Source organism: Mycobacterium zoologicum, from assembly GCF_020181635.2.
GTDB classification, from domain to species: Bacteria; Actinomycetota; Actinomycetes; order Mycobacteriales; family Mycobacteriaceae; genus Mycobacterium; species Mycobacterium zoologicum.
This window is the reverse complement of the sequence record NZ_JAYJJS010000003.1, coordinates 88,943-108,762: the sequence shown is the minus strand read 5'-3', so window position 1 is coordinate 108,762 and position 19,820 is coordinate 88,943. Positions and strand designations below refer to the sequence as shown.

The window sequence follows — 19,820 nt, the reverse complement described above, 5'->3', positions numbered from 1 at the left end:
ATGGCGCGCAACACCAGAACTCCGTATCGGGTCGTCCAGTGGACGACCGGCAACGTCGGCAAGAGTGCGGTCCGGGCTATCGCTGCCAATCCCGACTACGAACTCGTCGGGCTCTTCTCGTGGTCGCCGGACAAGGTCGGCCGCGACGCCGGCGAGCTGGTCGGCATCGACGCGCTGGGCGTCACCGCGACCGATGACGTCGCGGCGCTGCTGGCGCTCAAACCGGACTGCGTGGTCTACAACCCGATGTGGATCAACGTCGACGAGCTGGTGGCGATTCTGTCGGCGGGCGTGAACGTGGTGACGTCGGCGTCGTTCATCACCGGGCACAATCTCGGCGCTGACCGGGACCGGCTGGAAAAGGCCTGTCTCGACGGCGGTTCCACGCTTTTCGGGTCCGGGGTCAGTCCGGGCTTCGCCGAGTTGCTGGCGATCGTAGCTGCCACGGGCTGCGACCGGGTCGACAAGGTCACCATCACCGAGACCGCCGACACCACCCTGTATGACTCCCCCGACACCGAGCGCCCGGTGGGATTCGGCACCGCGATCGACGACCCCGGCCTGGCACCGATGGCCGCCAACGGGACGGCGGTCTTCGCCGAAGCCGTTCGGCTGGTGGCCGACGCCATCGGGGTGGAACTCGACGAGATCACCTGCGTGGCCGAATACGCTCAGACCACAGCGGATCTGCCGATGGCGTCGTGGACGATCCCATCAGGTCACGTGGCCGGTGTGTTCGCCAGTTGGCAGGGAATCGTCGGCGGAAAGACCGTGATCGACATCAACGTGCGGTGGCGCAAGGGCCAGGCGCTGGAGCCGGACTGGCAGCTGGGCGGCGACGGCTGGAAGATCACCATCGATGGGCGCCCGACAGTCAACCTGCAGGTGGGCTTCACCCCGCCGCAGGACATGATCGAAACCGCCACCTGCATCGATGATTTCTTCGAGCTCGGTCACATCATGACTGCGATGCCGCCGATCAACGCCATCCCGGCCGTGGTCGCCGCCGAGCCGGGCATCGCCACCTACAACGATCTGTCACTGACCCTGCCGCGCGGCCGGGCTCACCAGAGATAGATAGCCAGCACCGACGCCCACAGCAGCGCCTGCCAGGCATCGGTGGCCCGGCGCAGCCACACCGGTGCGGTGCGCACCTCCATGAAGTTGGAGATGATCAGCCGGACCTTGACGGCCGAGAGCGCGATCACCAGGACAGTGATTCCGACACTCGGCTCGACGTGCCGGCCCGCCGGCGAGAGCCACCACGACACGACGGTGATGGCCACCAACCCCAGCCAGGTCAGCGTGGTCAGGCGATCGGGCCGATGCGCGAACATCGATTGGTCGGTCAACGTCATTCACCTCATCACGTAGAGCAGCGCGAAGATCACGACCCAGAGCAGATCGACCATGTGCCAATAGGTCGCGCCCTGCTCGACCATGCTGACCCGGCCTCGGCGCGGGTTGCGCAGGTCGCGGATGACCACGCCGAGGATGAGCAGTCCCAGCGCCACATGGAACAGGTGCACCCCGGTCAGCACGTAGTAGAAGCTGAAGAAGGTGCTGGAATTGGTGTAGCCCGCCTGTATCTCGGCGGTCCACTCGTAGACCTTGATCACCGCGAACAGCGCACCGCATCCCATTCCGGCGCCGATGAGGCCGATAGCACCCGAGCGGTTGCCGGCCCGGGTGGCGTGCACGCTCTGCACGATCAGCCACGAGCTGGTGATCAGCACGACGGTGTTGACCACGCCGAGGGTGATGTTGAGGTGCTGCTGGTCGGCCAGGAACTCCGCGGGTGCCTTCGCGCGGAACACCATGTAGGCCAGGAAGTAGCTGCCGAAGATGAACAGGTCGCCCAGCACCATGAACCACATGTGCCCGTCACCGGGAAGATGTGTTGTCCGGGGCCGCGTTTCGGTTCGGTGGAAGGTGGTCGTGGCTTGATCGGTCATCAATGCGCCCCCGCTTCTAGACGATCGGTGGAGAGTCGAGCGGCTCACGGGCGCCGATCACCTGAAGGAAGGCGATCAGTGCCCCCAACCAGAGGCAGAACACGACCACGGCGATGTAGAACGTGATGATCCCGTTCCAAGCGAACGCGCCGGAGTCGAACAGCCACATCTGGCTGGCGATCACCTCGGTGACGATCTGCCAAATGCTCACGTAGGCGAACCATTTCGGGAAGATGTTGTTCTTGTCGTAGAAGATCGCGATGGCCAGGCTGAAGTAGGCGGCGGTGAAGCAGCCCAGCGAGCCGTTGTAGGACAGCAATCCCAGGTCGTAGAAGAGCCGCACCAGCTCCGGGTCGCGGTCTGTCCGGAACGCCCCGAGCGAGTAGCACAGGATCACCAGCTGGAAGCCGGGTACGGCGCCGACTGCCATCCCACCGATATAGCCGTAGGCCAGAACCGAACCCGACGACATCCGCAGCATGTGGTAGCCGACCAGGCCGTTGGAGATCGCCGCGCCACCGGTGATGGCCAACAGCAACACGAAACCGATGTGCATGGTCGTCGCATGCTGGGCGAACCAGGCCTGCATCTCCTCCGGGCCCACGTCGGGCCGCGGCGGTGGCGTGATCCGGCCCAGCAGACACACCCCGAGGCCCATCAGCCCGTAGAACACCACGAATATCCACCACACCAGCCGCACATCGGGTTTGCCCGCGTCGGGCGGCGGGGTGGCCTGGATGTCGTCGCCGTAGAGCAGGGTGGCGACGTTCACCGCAGCACGCCCTCGGCAACGCCCTGCCGGTACAGCGCATCTCGCAGCGCGAAGAACATCGCGAAGACGAACACCGCGAATGCCCCGTTGCGCACCCAGAAGGAGATCAGGCCGTCCCAGGCCAGCGGCCCGGTCTTGAACACGGTGGCCATAACCGACGGCAGCATGGCCAGCGCGGTGACCACCGACAAGTGGGCCACCCAGCGCGGGAAGACCGGATCAGGCCCGCGGTCGGCGTAGACGGCGCACGCCAGCATGGCGAACTGCCCGACGATCATGCCGACCGGTGCGATAAACGACATCCAGGCCAGATCGTTGAGCGCCTCGATGACCTCGGGGCTGCGGTCGGAGCGAAACGCCGCCACCCCGAAGAAGATGTTGGACAGCGCGAAAAGCGTTGCGCCACTGACCACTGCAGCCAGATATCCGTAGGCGAACACGTGACTCTGGCCCGACATCCGTTTCATCTGGCCGACGATCAGCACCAGGAACGGCACGATCATGATGCCGCAGAGGTTGAATCCGACCATGCTGAGCCGGATCCAGGCCCGGTGCTGGTCGTAGAACTCGGCCACCTGCGCCGCCGACATGGCCGGTGACATCGGCGGGAAGAACCCGGGAAAGGCAAAGAACAGTGCGAGCAGCACCGCTCCTACCGCCGGGCCGGACCACAGCAACACCAACTGGGCGCGGAATGCCGCTGCCCGCGGGGTCTCCTCCGCCTCGGCGAGCATCTGCATGGCACTCAACCCCTTCCACCCCTAGCCGATCGGCTACTGGCGAAGATAGCCGATCGGCTATCCGGCAGTCAACGCCTGGCGGCGAAGTCATCGCGGCGCGATGAATCGCTTGGTGAGCCTGAGCAATTGGGCACGCAAAGTCTCGTCGTCGATCTCGCCGACCAGGGGATGCATCACCCCGACCGCGATGGCGCCCGACAACATCGCCGCCGATACGACGGCGTCGTCGCCCTCCTCGCCGACCAGCACCCCGTACAACCGCGCGATGAACTGCTGGAACGGCTGATGCTCGGCCAACAGCCGCACGATCACCGGATCGAATTGCAGAGTGCTCGCCGCGCCACGCCTGCGTACCGTCACGTCGATGACACCCTCGAGCAGCAGTTCCCGGGCCCTCGGCGGGCTCTGCTCGGCTTCGGCCAGCTCGAGCGCCTCCTCCAGCTCGCCCAGTTCCCGCTCGGTGAGCGCGACCACGATCTCCTCTTTGGTCTTGAACTGGTGATAGACAGCGGCCTTGGTGACCCCGATGATGTCGGCGATCATCTGCAGTGACGTCCCGCCGACACCGTTCTCGCCGATCAACGCCAGCGCGGCATCGAGGATGCGGGTCTGCGCGGCGCTGCGGGTGATGAAGCGGAACCCGCCGGCGGCGGGAGTGAACGTCATGCGACGAGAGTAGCCAATCGGCTAGTCGGCCAACAGCCGATCGGCCGCAGAGTACGGATCGTCGTCGCCGTCGGCGACACGCTCAGCGAGCCGGTCCAGCTCGGGGTGGCTGCGCAGCCGGGTGTGGGCCAGCGACAGGATCTGTGACCGCGACCGCGCCACCCGGCGTTCGCGGCTGTCGGTGCGGTGGTGGGCCGCGATCGCCTCCACCAGCTCGGTCACACCTTCACCCTGCGAGGCGATCAGGGTGAGGATCTGCACGCCCGACGAATGCAGTTCGGTCTTGAGATCACGGACGGTCTGGGCGGCACCCTCGCGGTCCGCCTTGTTCACCACCACCAGGTCGGCGACCTCGAGCAGACCAGCCTTGGCGGCCTGAATAGCGTCTCCGGCACCGGGATTGAGCACCACGACGGTGGGATCGGCGATCGCGGCCACCTCGACCTCGGATTGACCGACACCGACCGTCTCCAGCAGCAGCACGTCATAGCCCAGGGCCGCGAGCAACCGGATGGCCGCGGGCACCGCAGCCGACAGCCCCCCCAGGTGGCCGCGGGCGGCCAGCGAGCGGATCAACACCTGCGGGTCGTTGACGTGGGCGGCCATCCGGATGCGATCACCCAGCAGCGCACCGGAACTGAACGGCGATGACGGATCGACCGCCAGCACGGCCACCCGCAAACCCTGTTGACGGTATGCGGTGACCAGCGCACTGACCGTGGTGGACTTGCCCGCACCCGGAGGCCCGGTCACCCCGATCACCCGAATCGCCCCCGGCGCGAGCAGATCGAGGACCTCGGCGCGCCGATCCCCTTCGACCAGACTGAGCAGCCGGCCGGCAGCGCGGACGGACCCGCCGCGCGCCGCAGCGAGCAACTCGGCGATCGTCATCGCAGACATCAATTCTTGTTCGCGGTGAGCCGATCGATGATCTTGTTGAAGTCGTCGGTCTGAAACGACTGGTCTTCGGCCATATTCGCAAAATCCAAGGTGGCCAGCACGGCCCGCTCCAAGTGGATGTTGAGCAACCGCTTGGTGCTCTCCACCGCCTGGCGCGGCAGTTCGGAGATGCGCTGCGCACACGAGATCGCCTCGGCCAGCGGGTCTTCCACCACGTGGTTGGCCAGCCCCAGCTCCACCGCACGGGCCGCCGGGATGCGGGCTCCGGTCAGCGCGTACTCCTTGGCCTGCAGCAGGCTCATCTGCAGCGGCCAGGTCAGCGGGCCACCGTCGGCGGCGACCAGGCCCACCTGCACGTGTGGGTCGGCCAGATAGGCGGACTCGGCCATGTAGACGATGTCGCTCAGCGCGACCAGGCTGCAGCCCAACCCGACCGCGGGTCCGTTGACCGCGGCGATCACCGGTTTGCGGCAGCGCGCCATACCCAGCACGATCTCACGGCCGTGCAGAATCGTCTTGGCGCGCAGCGCCGCATCACCACGCAGTTCGTCGAGGTAGGCGAAGTCGCCGCCGGCGGAGAAGGCCCGGCCGCTGCCGGTGATCACCGCTGCCCGGGCGTCGTGGTCCTCGTCGAGCTGCGCCCAGACCTTCGCCAGCCCGGTGTGCAGCGCATCGTTGACGGCGTTGAGCGCGTCGGGGCGGTTGAGGGTGATGATGCGCAGCGGGCCCTCGGCGCGCACCTCGATCTCAGCGGGCAGGTCATACATATCCAACTCCTTCAACGTTCTACAGTCCCAGTATTCGGCCGGCGATGATGTTCTTCTGAATCTGCGAGGTCCCGCCCATCACGCTCTGGGCACGACTGTAGAGATACGCGCTGAGCAGATCGGGGTCATCGGTGCCGCCGACCGCCAGCGCGGCGTGGCCGACGGACTGTTCCACCCAGGTCATCAGCAGCTTGTCCAGTGATCCCTCCGGACCGTGCGAGAGCCCGTCGAGCTGCTCGGACAGCCGACGACGTACGTGCAACCGCAACATTTCGGTTTCCACTGCCGCCCAGGCTAATTCCTCGGGGACGTCGGTACCCTCGCGGCCGACTCGAGTCGCCATCTGGCGAACCAGCTTGCCGTAACGAGCCGAGTACCCCAGAGTCGACGGTTCCCGCTCATGGCCGACCACGGTCATCGCCAGCGCCCAGCCCTCCCCCGGCTCACCGACCATCTGACTCGCCGGTACCGTCGCGCCGTCGAAGAGCACCTGTCCGAACTCGGTGGTGACACCGTTGATCATCTGCAGCGGACGCTGCTCGATGCCGGGCTGGTGCATGGAGATGATGAACGCCGAGATGCCCCGGTGCCGCGGCGCGTCCTTGTCGGTGCGCGCCAGCAGCAGGCACCAGTCGGCGACGTCGGAGTAGCTGGTCCAGATCTTGTGGCCGTGAATGACGTAGTCATCGCCCTCGCGGGTCGCGGTGGTGGTCAGCGAGGCCAGGTCCGATCCGGCCCCGGGTTCGGAGAAGCCCTGGCACCAGCGCTGTGTTCCGTCGATCATGCCGGGCAGGAAGCGTTGTTGCAGTTCCTTACTGGCGTGGCGGCCCAGCCCGACCACCAGATAGCCCAGGCTCGGCCGCGGCGGGGCACCGGCGGCCGCCAGTTCCTCGTCGACGATGACGTCATAGACCGGGGGCAGTTCGTGGCCGCCGTATTCCTTCGGCCAGGACGCGCCGAAGAAGCCGGCCGCATACAGGGCCTGATGCCACTCGCCCTGGCGCGCCCAGTACTCGTCGTCTCCGGCGGTGGGAAAGGTGCCGGCCTGCTCGGCCAGCCAGGCCCGAAGCCGGCCGCGGAAGTCGGCTTCGTCGGGTGAGTCACGAAAGTCCATCAGCGATCTCCCTCATCGTCACGGGCCAGAGGCCGGTCGAAGTCAGCGCGCGCCGCAGGTACACGTGCACAAGACATTCCCAGGTGTTACCGATGCCGCCATGCACCTGTATCGCGGTCTCACAGACCGTCCGCGCGGTGCGCGCGCAATAGACCTTCGCGATACGGGCGGCGTGTACCGCCTCGGCGCCGGGGGCCTCGTCCACCGACCAGGCGGCGTGCCGCAGCACGCTCACCGACCCCTCGATCAGCGCCAGCCCTTCGGCCAGCAGGTGGGCGATGGCCTGATAGCTCCCGATCGGCTTGCCGTACTGCTCACGGATCTTGGCGTAGTCGCACGCCAGCGCATGGGCGCCGCGCGCGGTTCCGACCAGATCCGCAGACGTGGTCACCAGCGCCAGCGCCTGCCAGCGCGCGGCGTCCTCGGCGCTGAGTTCGCCGGCCGGTTTCCACGCGCCGGCCGGCTCGGCCCCGGATCTGGTCAGGTCCGCCCCGGATCGCGCGTCGCCCACCGCGGCGGTCAGCACCGCTCGGTCGCGTACCGTCACGGCCTGCGCGGCGGTGCGGGCATCGACGGCGGTCTCGTTGAACGCGGCGGTGGCCGGATCCGCACCCAGTGCCACGTGCCGACCCAGATCGTCGGCGAGCACCGGGCCGAGGAACGGCACGTCGACCAGTCCTCGTCCGAACTCCTCGGCGACGATCGCTACCTCCACCCCCGACGCGCCATCGGTCCGCAGCGAACGCCAACCTGTTTGGGCGACAGACCTTTCCAGCCTTGTCAGGCGACTCTCGTCATCGAGTTCAGCGACCGAGCCGGGCCCCAGATCGTCGGCGAGCTTGGCTGCGGCCTCCCGCAGTTGTCGCTGCTCAGCATTCAGCCGGACATCCATAGGCGCTCCTTCAGTAATCGACGCAACAGCTTTCCGGATGGCAACCGGGGGATCTCGTCGACGATCACCACCCGGCGCAGACGTTTGTAGGACGCGAGGCGATCAGCCACCAGCGTCGCCAGTTCGGTATCGCTGACCGGTGCGCGCAGCGCAACCGCCGCGACGACGGCTTCCCCGTCGCACGCGTCGGGCACCCCGAACACGCCGCAGTCCGCGACGGCCGGATGCTCGTGCAGCACCGCCTCGATCTCGGCGGGGGCGACCTGGAAGCCGCGGACCTTGATCATCTCCTTGCAGCGGTCAGTGATCCGCAGCCAACCGTCGCCATCGAGGTAGCCGACGTCGCCGGTGTGAAACCAGCCGTCGCGCACGACTTCCGACGTCGCCTCATCCGGAAGATAACCGGCCATCAGCGAGTCGGACCGGGCCAGGATCTCGCCGGGGACACCGGGAGGCAGCGGCGCGCCGGTGTCTTCGACATCGGGGGCCACCACCTGCACGTCGACCCCGGGCACCGGCCGTCCGACGGCGTCGAGGCGCGCCGTACCGGCCGTACTGCACGCGATCACCGGCAGCTCACTGGTGCCGTAGGCCGGCACGATCGGCACGCCGGTGCGCCGGGTGACCTCCTCGGCGACGGCGGCCGTCACCGGGGTGGCGCCCCACACGATGAACCGCAGCGAGGACAGGTCGACCGACTCCAGATCGGGATGCGCGGCCAGCGCCAGCGCGATCGGCGCCACCGCCATTTCCACGGTGATCCGGTCGGCCTCGATCGAGCGCAACATGACGTCGACGTCGAACCGGCGATGGAGCCGCAGCCGCGCCCCCACGTGCAGGGCGGTCAGGATGTTGAGCAGGCCCAGAATGTGCGACGGCGGGGTCATCACCTGCATCCGGTCGGCCGCGGTCAGCCCCAGCGCGTCGCGCCAGTGCTGCACCGCCGCGCGTAGCGAATCATGGGTGTGCCGAACCGCTTTCGGCAGGCCGGTGGTGCCGGAGCTGAAGACCAACAGCGCGTCGGCTTCGGCGCGAGGCCGGGCATCGACCACCGACCCGACCGGGACCGCGTCGTCGAGATGGCGCATCGGCATCAGTTCGGCCAGCACCTGCTGGTCGCCGAGGGCGTACCGCGGTTCGGCCAACGACAGGGCGTGCGCCACCTCGTCGCGCTTCCAGGCGGGGCTGATCAGGGCGACGACGGCGCCGAGTCGCCAGACGGCACGGACCGCGATGACGAATTCCGGCCGGTTGGAACACATCAGCGCCACCCGGTCACCTGCGGTCACGCCGTCGGCGGCCAGGGCCGCTGCCAGCGCGTTCGCCCGTGCGTCGAGCTCCGGCAGGCTGTACTGCCGGTCCTCGAACGCAAGCAGCGCAACAGCTGACCCTGACATCCCAGACACCATATTGAGAAGATCCTATCGGTTTGAGAGAATAGTATTCTCTATATCGAAGAACGCAAACCAGAGGAGGCGGCATGGCGGTCACCCATGTTTTCCAGCGGGCGACCGTGACCCGCATCGTCAAGGAGACGGCCGACGCCTACACGTTCGTGCTGGCGCCCCATGAGGCGCCGTTCGCCTACCGGGCCGGTCAGTACTCGACGTTTCAGGTGCGGGTCGACGGCGAGGAGCTCTACCGGTCCTACTCGATGTCGAGCGCCCCGGAGACCGACACCGAACTGATGACCACGATCAAGCGGGTTCCCGGCGGTCGGGTGTCGAACTGGTTGCTGGACAACGTCGCCGAAGGCGACGAGTTGACCATGACGCGGGCGGCCGGCACGTTCTGCCTGGATTCCTCGGACGCTCCGCTGCTGGGTTTCTCCGGCGGCAGCGGGATCACGCCCATCCTGTCGCTGGCCAAGAGCGCACTGGCCACCACCGAGCGCAGCGTGCGGCTGCTGGTCGCCGACCGGGACGCCTCGGCGGCGATCTTCGATGACGCCCTGACCGAGCTCGCCGACCGCTACCCGGGCCGGCTGTCGGTGCAGCGGCATCGTGACGACACCGACGGGCTGCTGGACGCGGCCGCCGTCGCCGCATTCGCCGGCGACGACACCGGGGCCGACTGCTACCTGTGCGGCCCGGAAGGATTCATGGCGGTGGTGCGGGGGGCCTGGCCGGGTCCGGGCCGGCTGTTCATCGAGGATTTCGACACCACGGCCGCCCCGGCACCCGCAGCGCCATCGGCAGCCGAGGTGAGCGGAACGGTGACGATCCACCTCGGGCGAAAGACCGCTTCGGTGCCCCGGGTCGCCGGCGAGACCCTGCTGCAGAGCGCGCGGCGGGCCGGGCTGGCGCCGCCGTTCTCCTGCGAAGCAGGCAACTGCGGGACCTGCATCGCCCACATCAGCGAGGGCTGCGCCACGATGATCGCCAACACCGCACTGGACGACGACGAGATCGCCGACGGCTACATACTCACGTGCCAGGGCGTGCCGGAGGGCGGGTCTATCACGGTGGACTACGAGTAGGGTCCCCGGCGGATGGCCCGCCTTTACCTCAGCTCGCCGCCCCGTACCCCAGCGTGCTCTTGGTCTCCAGGTATTCATCGAATCCGGCGTCACTCCACTCGCGGCCGTTGCCGCTGCGCTTGTAGCCGCCGAACGGCGCGTTCAAATCGAAGGCGTGGTTGATCGTCACCCAGCCGGCCCGGATCCGGCTCGCCACCCCCCGCGCCACGTCGAGATCGGCGCCGGAGACGTAACCGGCCAGACCGTACTCGGTGTCGTTGGCGATCTCGACCGCCTCGTCGACGTCGTCGTAACCGAGGATGCACAGCACCGGCCCGAAGATCTCCTCCCGCGCAATCGTCATGTCGTTCTTGACGTTTGCAAAAACCGTCGGCCGCACGTAGTAGCCGGCGTCCAGCCCGTCGGGACGGCCCGGCCCGCCGGCGGCGACCGTCGCCCCCTCGGCGATGCCCTTCTCGATCAGCGACTGCACCTTGGTGAACTGTGCGGCCGAGGCCACCGGTCCGATGGCTTTGTCGTCGTCGAGATCGCCCACCGCAACCTGCCCGGCCACCGCGTGCGCGATCGCGATGGCCTCGTCCATCCGCGAGTTCGGCACCAGCATGCGCGACGGCGCATTACAGCTCTGCCCGGAGTTGGGCATCATGCCGGCCACCCCGGCGGTCACGCTGTCGACGAATGCGTCGTCGTCCAGCACGATGTTGGCACTCTTGCCGCCGAGCTCCTGGGTCACCCGCTTCACCGTGGCCGCGGCGTTCTCGGCCACCGCAACGCCGGCGCGGGTCGACCCGGTGAACGACACCATGTCGATGTCGGGGTGTTGCGCCAGCGCCACCCCCACGCCGGGCCCGTCACCGTTGACCATGTTGTAGACCCCGGCCGGGACGCCCGCGGCAGCCATGATCTCGGTGAAGACGTAGGCCGAGAACGGCGCCACCTCAGAGGGTTTGAGCACCATGGTGCAGCCGGTCGCCAGCGCCGGGTAGACCTTCACCGCGATCTGGTTCAACGGCCAGTTCCACGGCGTGATCAGCCCGCACACCCCGATCGGCTCGCGGGTCACCAGCGTCTCCCCGCGCTGCTGGGTGAACGAGAAGTTCTTCAGCACGTCGATGGCGGTGACCAGATGGCCCATCCCGAGCTGCACCTGCGCCCCGGCGGCCAGTGCGGGTGGGGCGCCCATCTCCTCGTGCACCGCGTCGGCCAGATCGCCGCTGCGCCGCTGGTATTCGGCCAGGATCGCCTGCAACAGCTCCAGGCGTTCGGCGCGACTGCTCTGCGACCAGGTTCCGAAGGCCCGCCGTGCCGCGGCGACCGCGCGGTCGACGTCGGCCGCCGAGCCCAGGGCGATCTTCCCGGCGACCTTTTCGGTGGCCGGGTTCTCCACGTCGAGGATCTGCGTCTGGGCCGGGTCCACCCACTGGCCGTCGATGTAGAACTTGAGGTATTCGCGCATCACAACTCTCCTTCTGAGGTGGCCATACCGAAGCTGTACCGGATGTGGTCGGCGTGCCCGTCGGGCACCACCGGGAAGATCACCGGCGCGTGCACATCCCGGATCTGCTCGATCCGGTCGCCGACCTGCTCGATGGTCCACGACGGCTGATACACCCCGGGACTCTCCACGACCGCTGCCCGGGCGATCCGGCCCGCCAGAGCGATCAGCACTTCGCCCGTCACCGAACAGGATTCGTGCGCCAGCCAGCCGACCGCGGGCGCGGCCAACTCGGGCTCCATCGGCGGGTAGCCGGAGGTGTCGATCCCCTCGGCCATCCTCGTCACCGCGGCCGGAACGATCACGTTGCATTTCACCCCCGCCGCGGCGCCTTCGAGCGCGACCACGTTGCTCAGCCCGATCAGCCCGGCCTTGGCGGCGGCATAGTTGGCCACGCCGACATTGCCGTAGAGCCCGCCGATCGAGGAGGTCAGCACGATACGACCGTAACCCGCGTCACACAGCATCGGAAAGGCCGGGCGCACGACGTGGAACGCGCCGCGCAGGTGGACGTCGAGGACGGCCTCGAAGTCGGCGTAGCTCAGCTCCCGCAACGACCCCCTCCGGACGTTGCCGGCATTGTGGATCACGATGTCCACCCGGCCGTAGGCCTGTACCGCCGCGGCGATGATCGCCTGACCGCCGTCGGGGGTGGCGACCGACGCGACACTCGCCACCGCGTGCCCGCCGGCGGCGGTGATCTCATCGACCACGGCGTCGGCCGGCTCGGCGTCACAGTCGTTGACCACCACCCGTGCCCCGCGGGACGCCAGCAGTTCGGCGTAGGCGCGGCCCAGGCCCCGCCCGGCGCCGGTGACGACGGCCACCCGGCCGTCGAAGTTCAGCGGGTGCGTCTCGCTCAAGCGAACGGTTCCTCACCGGCGAGTTTGGTGCGGCGCAGCATCCGACCCGACGCCGGGTCATAGGGCAGCGCCCGGTGCATGGTGCCGGTGTTGTCCCACATGACCAGATCGCCGACCGACCACCGGTGCCGATAGACGAACTGCGGCTGGGTGGCCCAGTCCCGCAACCGCACCAGGGTGCTGGTGCTCTGGGCATAGTCCATCCCGACGATGTCGCTCGCGGTGCAGCCCAGGATCAGCGAGCGCCGGCCGGAGCGGTGCGCCCACACCACCGGCAGCTCGCGCTGTCCGATCGCCATCATCTGTTGCAGCGTCGCGAACTCCGGTTCGGGGTCGTAATAGAGCAGTGAGTTCCACGCCGAATGCATCGCCCGCAACGTGCCCAGCTGCTGCTTGTCGTCGTCGGGCAGATCGTCGTAGGCGGCGTAGGTGTTGCAGAACTCGGTGTCGCCACCGCCGTCGGCGGGCAGCACCTTGCTGCACAGCAGGGACGCCAGGATCGGCACCTCGTTCATGGTGCCGTCCAGGTGCCAGTAGAACGATCCCTTGAGGTAGTCGGCCTGCTTGTTGACGGTGGTGTCCAGGGTGACGTCGTAGACGGCCTCGCCGTCACGTTCAGGCGCCAGCGTGCCCAGTGTTTCGGTGAACGCGACCTGCTCGTCGTCGGAAAAGCCGATCTTCGGGAACACCAGAACGCCGCGCTGCTCCAGTAGTTCCCGGATCGCCCCGGCATGGTCGCCGCTCAGCAGCGCGGCCTTGTCGGCGATGACCTCGGTGGCGATCCGGGGGGTGAGGTCACGGGTGGTCAACGTCATCGTCGTCATGGGCGCAGTTCCAAACCTTTCATGTCACCCGCAGCGCGCCAGTCGCGCAGCAGATCATCGAACGCATAGAAGCCGGGGCTGTAGGTCTCGCCCAGGAACGAGCGGCTGGCCTCGCCGAATCCACGACCCTCGTTGTTGTAATAGCCTGGCGTGCAAGACAAGTCGAACGCCGTATTGTCGAATGCCAACTCCCGGATGGTGTTGACCCAGTCGTTCTGCCCCTCCTCGCTGGGCTCGACGACCGCCACTTCCCGTTTGAGAGCCTCGGCGATGATGTAGGCGATGTGCTCGGCCTGCTGCTCGAACATCGCGGTGGTGTTGGCCGAGACGCCCCCCTGGATGAAGCCGGTGTGGAACTGGTTGGGGAACCCGCGGCTGGTCATCCCGTGCAGGGTCGCGAACCCGTCCCGCCAGTGGTCGAACAGCGACACCCCGTCGCGGCCTTCGATGACGTCGATCGCATACCGGCGGCTGATCTCCGTGGAGATCTCGAAACCACTGGCGAAGATGACGCAGTCGACCTCGTACTCGACGCCGCCCGCGACAATGCCTTTCTCCGTGAGCTTTTCGACTCCCTTGGATTCGGCCACGTCGACCAGCGTGACGTTGGGCCGATTGAACGCCGGTAGGTAGGTGTCGCTGGAGGTCGGGCGCTTGCACATGAACCGGTAGTAGGGTTTGAGCGCCTCAGCGGTCTGCGGGTCCTCGACGATGTCGGTGATGCGGCGGCGCAGCCGCTCCATGATCTTGTAGTCCTCCTCCTCCCGCATCGCCATGATCTCCTCGACACCGAGCGCCGTCGGGTCGGGACTGGCACCGATCCGGGCGGTCAGGTTGCGGCCCAACTCGGTCCAGAAGTCGCACACCATGTCGGGGGCGTCGAACACCACGCCTTCGAACGGCGACCAGCGGTGGAAGTTGCGCTTGCGTTCGGCCTGCCAGCCCGGCTGCAGCGACGCAGCCCACTGCGGGTCGGTGGGCTCGTTGCCTCGGAAGTCCACCGACGACGGCGTGCGCTGGAAAACATAGAGCTGCTTGGCATCCCGACCCAGATGCGGGACCAGTTGCACACCGGTCGCGCCGGTGCCGACCAGAGCCACCCGCTTGTCGGCCAGCTTGTCCATGCCCCCGTCGGCGTCACCGCCGGTGTAGTCGTAGTCCCAGCGGGCCGAGTGGAAGACGTGGCCGCCAGCGTCCATGAAGTCCTTGATGCCCGCGATACCGGGCAATTTGGGCCGGTTGTAGGAGCCCTGCGCCATCACCACGAAACGCGCCCGCAGGTCGTCACCCCGGTTCGTCGTCAGCTGCCAGCGCTTGACCTCCTCGTCCCAACAGGCGGTGCGCACCTGGGTCGAGAAGATCGCCCCGTCATAGAGGCCGAAGTGCTTCCCGATGTTCTGGCAATGCGCGAAAATCTCCGCGCCGTCGGCGAACTTCTTGGACGGGATGAAGTCGAGCTCTTCGAGCATGGGGATGTAGCAGTACGCGTCGTTGTCACACTGGATTCCGGGGAAGCGGTTCCAGTACCAGACGCCGCCGAAGTCGCCGCCCATCTCGATCACCCGCACGTCGGCCACGCCGGCCTTCTTCAGGTAGGCGCCGGCGAGCAGTCCGGCGATGCCACCGCCGAGGACCACCACCTCGATGTCGGCATCGATGGGTTCACGCGGAGTCACCGGGGTGTATGGATCGACCTCGGCGAACTCGACGAAGTCGTCCTTGAGTTCGAGGTACTGACTCGAGCCCTCGGGGCGAATGCGTTTGGCCCGCTCTGCGGCGTACTTGCTTCGCAGCGCATCGATATCGATGTCCTCAGGTGTGCTGCTCGGGGCGCAGTCGGTCATCGGCTGTTTCCTTTTCCGATCTGCTCGGGCGCACCGGTACCCATGTACTTGGCCAACTGGTGATGCAGGTTGACGATCGCGCGCTCGCGATACGGGTTGGGCCTGGCCCCTTGGTAGCCCAGAGATTTCATCCCCTGCTGCACGGCCGCCATGTTGGAGAAGTCCTGCGGCAGCACCGACCGCCAGCCCGGGTCACCCACCGGGGTGTGCTCCCACTGCGTCTGCGGCTCTTCGCCTTTCGGGAAGAGCTCGAACACCGACACCTCGAAGATGCACTTGTCGGGGTTGTAGCTGGGATGTGGCCGGGCGCTGTAGCACAGCGCGCTGGTCAATCCCTGGCCGATCTGGAAGTTCGGGAAGATCTGCCAGGCCGTCCCGGCCTCACCGAGCACGTCGGGGTCGATGGTCGGCCAGATGACCCCGCGGGCCTCGTCGTCGCGGCGTGCCGAGGCCAGCCAGTGCGCCAGCACCTGATCGGCCGGGGTGCCCTCGGGAAGTTCGTCGACCAGACGTTTGGCGGCGTTGACCAGGGTCGCCGTGGTGGTGGCGTTGGTCTCCTCCATGGTGTAGATCTGCATCTCCGCGGTCGACACCCGGGGGTCGTCGCCGATGCCCAGCCGGATCTTGGACTTGGTGGCCTCCAGGTCATCCGGCGCGTCGTAGCCGATATTGCTGTGCCTGCCCTGCGCCCGGGCCCAGCCCTTGAACTCACCGAACCGGTTGAACTCCGGATGGGTGGTGTAGACGTGGTAGGTCTCGTTGAAGGCCTCCATGGCGACCTTCCAATTGCAGTCGAACTCAACCCATTTGCGCCACTTGTAGCGCATGTTCTCCAGACCGAACGGTTCGAGGACCTTGGCCGCCGGGAACAGGTAGTCGGCCAACGATTCGCCGTCCGGATCCATGTTGATCCACAGCCAGCCGCCCCAGGTGTCGACGCGCACCGGCCGCAGGTGAGTGTTCTCCGGCGTCAAGGTGCCCTGCCAGTCATCCTGCTCCCGGATGTGCGTGCAGGCCCCGTCGAGATCGTAGGTCCAGCCGTGGAACCCGCACACGAACGACTTTCGGGTGCGCGCGCAAGCGTTCTTGGCGCCTTCGGGGGTGTCGATCAGCCGGCGACCACGGTGCATACACACGTTGTGGTGAGCCCGAAACTCCGAGGGTCCGGTGCGCACCACAATGATCGAATCGTCGAGGATGTCGTAGGTCAGGTAGCTGCCCACCTCCGGCAGGTCTTCGACCCGGCCGGCCTGCTGCCACACCTTGCGCCACAGCCTGTCTCGTTCGGCCCGGGCGTAGTCGCCGCAGGTGTAGGCCTGCGCGTCGATCGTCATCGGTTGCGAAAGCTCCTCGGTACCACCGGCGTTCGCACTCGTCATCACATCCTCCTCATCGCGGCGCGGAAGGTCTCGTCCTTGAGAAACAGCGAGGTGTTGTCGGCGCCGAGGTGGCTCCACCGCAGGTCGATGCCACCGTCGACCAGCAGCGTCTGGCCGGTGATGTAGCTGGACAGCTCCGTGAGCAGGAACAGGATCGGCCCGGCCTGTTCCTCGGGACGTCCGCGGCGCCCCATCGCGATGGCCTGCCGGTCGCGCTCGGGATCGTCGTCGACGTAGGTGGCTGAGGCCGCCGTCTCGGTGACGCCCGGGGCGACCGCGTTCACCCGGATTCCGGCCTGCGCGAGTTCAACCGCCATGGTGCGGGTCATCGCGACCACGGCGGCCTTGGCGGTGCCATAGGCGATGTGGAACGGCGCGCTGTTCATCCCGCTGATCGAGGAGATCGAGACGATCGAGCCGGGAATCCTGCGGGCCACCAGTTCGGCGGCGATCGCGCGGCTCATGAAGAACGCGGTTTCGAGGTTGTGCGAGAAGATCTCTCGCCAGTCCGACCGCTCCACCCGGGTTGACGGCATCCAGGTCGCCGGGGCGGCACCGCCGGCGACGTTGACCAGCCCGTAGAGCCGGCCGTCGGCGCGGTCGGCCGCGGCGAGCACCGCGGCGATGCCCTCGTCGGTGCCGGCGTCGGCCACCACCGGCACCACCGGCAGGCCCTCGCCGATCAGCGGGCCGATGTGTTGTTCGAGGTTGTCCGCCGACCGGCTCACCGCGATCACGGTGGCGCCGGCGCGGGCGGCCATCGCGGTGACCTCGGTTCCGATCCCGCCTCCGCCGGCACCCGAGACGACCACGACGCGGCCCGCAAGGCTCACGAGGCTGGAGAGATCCGCCATGACCCGCTTTCTCCTGGCACACGGAATTTGTCCGGACAACATACGGGATTCTTCCCTTATGAGAACACTATTCCGCAGGGAGTTACGCAGAGTCAAGACTCGGCCGGGCGACCCGGCTGTTCCATATTGTCTGGACTAAAGCGGTGTCGTCAGACCTTGGGGCAGTAGTGCATCGGGTTGTCCCGCTCGTCGAGCGGCGGAAGGTTGCGCGCGGGGGTGTGCACCAGGGGCGCATCGGCCGGGCAGCGGCCGGTGGCCCGGTCCCAGCCGGCCCGGGCCCGCGGGTGCATGCGCATCCGGCGCGGCACCACGGCGAACACCGCCCCGACCAGCCTGCCGAACCGGCGGTGCAGCCATGCCTCCCGCGCGGACCAGGTGTAACCCAGCAGCTCACGCACCGGCGGGTCGTAGAGCCCGACGGTCAGCCACACGAAGAACGGGGCGACCATCTTGCGCTGCTGGGCCCACATCCAGTCCGGGATCCACTGCGCAAAGGGCGGTTTCGGCAGCGTGGTCAGGTCCAGCACGTCGCGGGTAGCCTTGTTGTCCTCCAGCACCTCGTGACACATGTGGTCCCAGTAGACCTCGAAGTCCTCCCAGGTCTGCGGCACCGGGCGCATGCTCATGCCGTACATGGCGTACCAGGTCTTGTGCTCCTCGAAGAGCTGACGGCGCTCGTCGTCCGAAATGCCCCCGCACAGCCAGTCGGCCACGATCATGGTGCCGACGAAGAACGTCGCGTGCGCCCAGTAGAAGACCTCGGGGTTCAGCGCGTGATAGCGACGGCCCCGGGCGTCGACGCCCTTGATGTTGACGTGGTAATCGCGGACCTCGGCGCCGGTCATCGGAGCCCGGTCGCCGTCGAAGACCACCCCGCCGATCGGATACAGCGAGCGCATCAGCCGCGGCCAGCGCTCCCGGAAGAAGGTCGAGTGCTCTTCGACTGCCGCACCGAGCTGCGGGTGCATATTCTGCATCGATCCGGCCCACGGTCCCTGCAGCATGCCGCGCCAGTCGCCGAAGTATTTCCAGGTCAGCGAATCCGGGCCGAGCGGCTGCGGCGGGGTGTCGGCCGGCAGCGGAGCCACCACCTCGGAGATGTCTTGGGTCACGATGGAGTTCCCGTCGGGCGTAGGCGTCTTTGACAACGAATGTTGTCAGAATGGAACTGCAGCGTCAACACGCCCATTTCGAACTTGATGCAACCGACAGACACAGATATATTGCCTGCAACTAGCGGACACAGATACCTGGGGAGCTGCCATGGCGCGGGAATGGACCGAACTGGAGTTGCTGCACGAACTCGAACCGGTCGTCGAGAACGCGGTCAACCGACACTTCTCCATGACCAAGGACTGGAATCCGCACGACTACGTGCCTTGGTCCGAGGGAAAGAACTACTTCGCGCTCGGGGGGCAGGACTGGGACCCCGAGCAGTCGAAGCTGTCCGAGGTCGCCCGGACCGCGATGATCCAGAATCTGCTGACCGAGGACAACCTGCCCTCGTACCACCGCGAGATCGCGATGAACTTCACCATGGACGCCCCGTGGGGCACCTGGGTGAACCGCTGGACCGCCGAGGAGAACCGGCACGGCATCGCCCTGCGCGACTACCTGGTCGTCACCCGTAACTGCGATCCCATCGAACTGGAGACGCTGCGGATGGAGACCGTCAACCGCGGCTTCAGCCCCGGCCAGAACCACCAGGTCTCCGGCGACCTGTTCGCCGCGAGCCTGTTCGATTCGGTCGTCTACGTGACCTTCCAGGAACTGGCCACCAGGATCTCGCACCGCAACACCGGCCGGGCCTGCAATGACCCGATCGCCGACCAGCTGCTGGCCCGGATCTCGGCCGACGAGAACCTGCACATGATCTTCTACCGCGACGTCAGCGCCGCCGGTTTCGACATCGCGCCCGATCAGGCGATGTACTCGCTGCACCGGGTGCTGGCCAACTTCCAGATGCCCGGGTATGTGGTCCCGGAGTTCCGCCGCAAGGCGGTGATCATCGCCGTCGGCGGTGTCTACGACCCGGTGATTCACCGCGACGACGTGGTGATGCCGGTGCTGAGGAAATGGGGCATCCTCGAGCGGAGCTTCACCGGCGAGGCCGCCCGCTACCAGGAGCAGATCGGTGGGCTCGTCGCCGAGCTGGACGACACCTGCGAGAAGTTCGAGATCGCCAAGCAACGCCGGCAGGAGCGCGAGGCCAAGGTGGCCGAGAAGCGCGCCGCGCAGGCCGCCGCCAAGGAGCTCGCCTCATCGGCGTCGTAACC

20 protein-coding genes are annotated in these 19,820 nt (G+C 67.2%); 3 read left to right on the top strand and 17 right to left on the bottom strand.

Features of this window, described 5'->3' with window-relative positions; genetic code table 11:
• On the top strand, positions 1-1,077 hold the full coding sequence (locus tag K6T84_RS03420; protein WP_225400710.1) for an NAD(P)H-dependent amine dehydrogenase family protein: 1,077 nt from the start codon (positions 1-3) through the stop codon (positions 1,075-1,077).
• On the opposite strand, the gene K6T84_RS03415 is transcribed toward K6T84_RS03420, so the two are convergent.
• From K6T84_RS03415 to K6T84_RS03370, 10 genes are all read right to left on the bottom strand, one after another.
• Positions 1,065-1,358 carry a cytochrome C oxidase subunit IV family protein gene (locus K6T84_RS03415; RefSeq protein WP_224862735.1) on the bottom strand — a complete coding sequence of 98 codons (294 nt, stop codon included), beginning with the start codon at positions 1,356-1,358 and terminating at the stop codon, positions 1,065-1,067. The genes K6T84_RS03420 and K6T84_RS03415 overlap by 13 nt on opposite strands.
• A complete protein-coding gene (locus tag K6T84_RS03410; RefSeq protein ID WP_224862737.1) occupies positions 1,359-1,955 on the bottom strand; it encodes a cytochrome c oxidase subunit 3 in 597 nt (198 codons plus the stop codon). It abuts the gene before it with no gap.
• A 16-nt stretch (positions 1,956-1,971) separates the two neighbouring features.
• Positions 1,972-2,727, bottom strand: coding sequence for a hypothetical protein (locus K6T84_RS03405; protein WP_224862739.1), 756 nt, complete (start codon positions 2,725-2,727; stop codon positions 1,972-1,974).
• Positions 2,724-3,467 (bottom strand): hypothetical protein, encoded by a 744-nt coding sequence (locus tag K6T84_RS03400; protein ID WP_225402062.1) that lies wholly within the window; start codon positions 3,465-3,467, stop codon positions 2,724-2,726. The genes K6T84_RS03405 and K6T84_RS03400 overlap by 4 nt, the downstream gene beginning before the upstream one ends.
• Positions 3,468-3,554: 87 nt before the next feature.
• Complete coding sequence (locus K6T84_RS03395; protein ID WP_224862741.1) at positions 3,555-4,133, bottom strand: TetR/AcrR family transcriptional regulator; 579 nt, start codon at positions 4,131-4,133, stop codon at positions 3,555-3,557.
• Between the two features lie 21 nt (positions 4,134-4,154).
• Entirely contained in the window at positions 4,155-5,024 is an 870-nt protein-coding gene (gene meaB, locus K6T84_RS03390; protein WP_225402063.1) for a methylmalonyl Co-A mutase-associated GTPase MeaB, read from the bottom strand.
• A gap of 8 nt (positions 5,025-5,032) precedes the next feature.
• On the bottom strand, positions 5,033-5,800 hold the full coding sequence (locus K6T84_RS03385; RefSeq protein ID WP_225400711.1) for an enoyl-CoA hydratase/isomerase family protein: 768 nt from the start codon (positions 5,798-5,800) through the stop codon (positions 5,033-5,035).
• A gap of 19 nt (positions 5,801-5,819) precedes the next feature.
• On the bottom strand, positions 5,820-6,914 hold the full coding sequence (locus K6T84_RS03380) for an acyl-CoA dehydrogenase family protein (protein WP_225400712.1): 1,095 nt from the start codon (positions 6,912-6,914) through the stop codon (positions 5,820-5,822).
• Positions 6,901-7,806, bottom strand: coding sequence for an acyl-CoA dehydrogenase family protein (locus K6T84_RS03375; RefSeq protein WP_225400713.1), 906 nt, complete (start codon positions 7,804-7,806; stop codon positions 6,901-6,903). Before K6T84_RS03375 ends, K6T84_RS03380 begins: the two co-directional genes overlap by 14 nt.
• Positions 7,791-9,203, bottom strand: a complete 1,413-nt coding sequence (locus tag K6T84_RS03370; protein WP_225400714.1) for a class I adenylate-forming enzyme family protein — start codon at positions 9,201-9,203, stop codon at positions 7,791-7,793. The genes K6T84_RS03375 and K6T84_RS03370 overlap by 16 nt, the downstream gene beginning before the upstream one ends.
• Before the next feature lie 83 nt (positions 9,204-9,286).
• Between K6T84_RS03370 and K6T84_RS03365 the strand changes: the two genes are divergently transcribed.
• Entirely contained in the window at positions 9,287-10,285 is a 999-nt protein-coding gene (locus tag K6T84_RS03365) for a ferredoxin--NADP reductase (protein ID WP_224862751.1), read from the top strand.
• 28 nt (positions 10,286-10,313) lie between these two features.
• On the opposite strand, the gene K6T84_RS03360 is transcribed toward K6T84_RS03365, so the two are convergent.
• The 7 genes from K6T84_RS03360 to K6T84_RS03330 all read right to left on the bottom strand — a co-directional run bounded on the left by K6T84_RS03360 (position 10,314) and on the right by K6T84_RS03330 (position 18,659).
• Entirely contained in the window at positions 10,314-11,741 is a 1,428-nt protein-coding gene (locus tag K6T84_RS03360; protein WP_225400715.1) for an aldehyde dehydrogenase family protein, read from the bottom strand.
• Complete coding sequence (locus K6T84_RS03355; protein ID WP_225400716.1) at positions 11,741-12,643, bottom strand: SDR family NAD(P)-dependent oxidoreductase; 903 nt, start codon at positions 12,641-12,643, stop codon at positions 11,741-11,743. The genes K6T84_RS03360 and K6T84_RS03355 overlap by 1 nt, the downstream gene beginning before the upstream one ends.
• Entirely contained in the window at positions 12,640-13,467 is an 828-nt protein-coding gene (locus K6T84_RS03350) for a TauD/TfdA dioxygenase family protein (protein WP_225400717.1), read from the bottom strand. Before K6T84_RS03350 ends, K6T84_RS03355 begins: the two co-directional genes overlap by 4 nt.
• Positions 13,464-15,311, bottom strand: coding sequence for a flavin-containing monooxygenase (locus K6T84_RS03345; RefSeq protein WP_225400718.1), 1,848 nt, complete (start codon positions 15,309-15,311; stop codon positions 13,464-13,466). Before K6T84_RS03345 ends, K6T84_RS03350 begins: the two co-directional genes overlap by 4 nt.
• The gene (locus K6T84_RS03340) at positions 15,308-16,690 is read right to left on the bottom strand and encodes an aromatic ring-hydroxylating oxygenase subunit alpha (protein ID WP_224862761.1); all 1,383 of its coding nucleotides are present in this window, start codon (positions 16,688-16,690) and stop codon (positions 15,308-15,310) included. Before K6T84_RS03340 ends, K6T84_RS03345 begins: the two co-directional genes overlap by 4 nt.
• A complete protein-coding gene (locus K6T84_RS03335) occupies positions 16,690-17,544 on the bottom strand; it encodes an SDR family NAD(P)-dependent oxidoreductase (RefSeq protein ID WP_225400719.1) in 855 nt (284 codons plus the stop codon). Before K6T84_RS03335 ends, K6T84_RS03340 begins: the two co-directional genes overlap by 1 nt.
• Positions 17,545-17,693: 149 nt before the next feature.
• Positions 17,694-18,659 (bottom strand): oxygenase MpaB family protein, encoded by a 966-nt coding sequence (locus tag K6T84_RS03330; protein WP_408066049.1) that lies wholly within the window; start codon positions 18,657-18,659, stop codon positions 17,694-17,696.
• Positions 18,660-18,807: 148 nt separating this feature from the next.
• Here K6T84_RS03330 and K6T84_RS03325 point away from each other — a divergent pair, with 148 nt between their 5' ends.
• Complete coding sequence (locus tag K6T84_RS03325; protein ID WP_224862765.1) at positions 18,808-19,818, top strand: acyl-ACP desaturase; 1,011 nt, start codon at positions 18,808-18,810, stop codon at positions 19,816-19,818.
• The last annotated feature ends 2 nt before the right edge of the window (positions 19,819-19,820 follow it).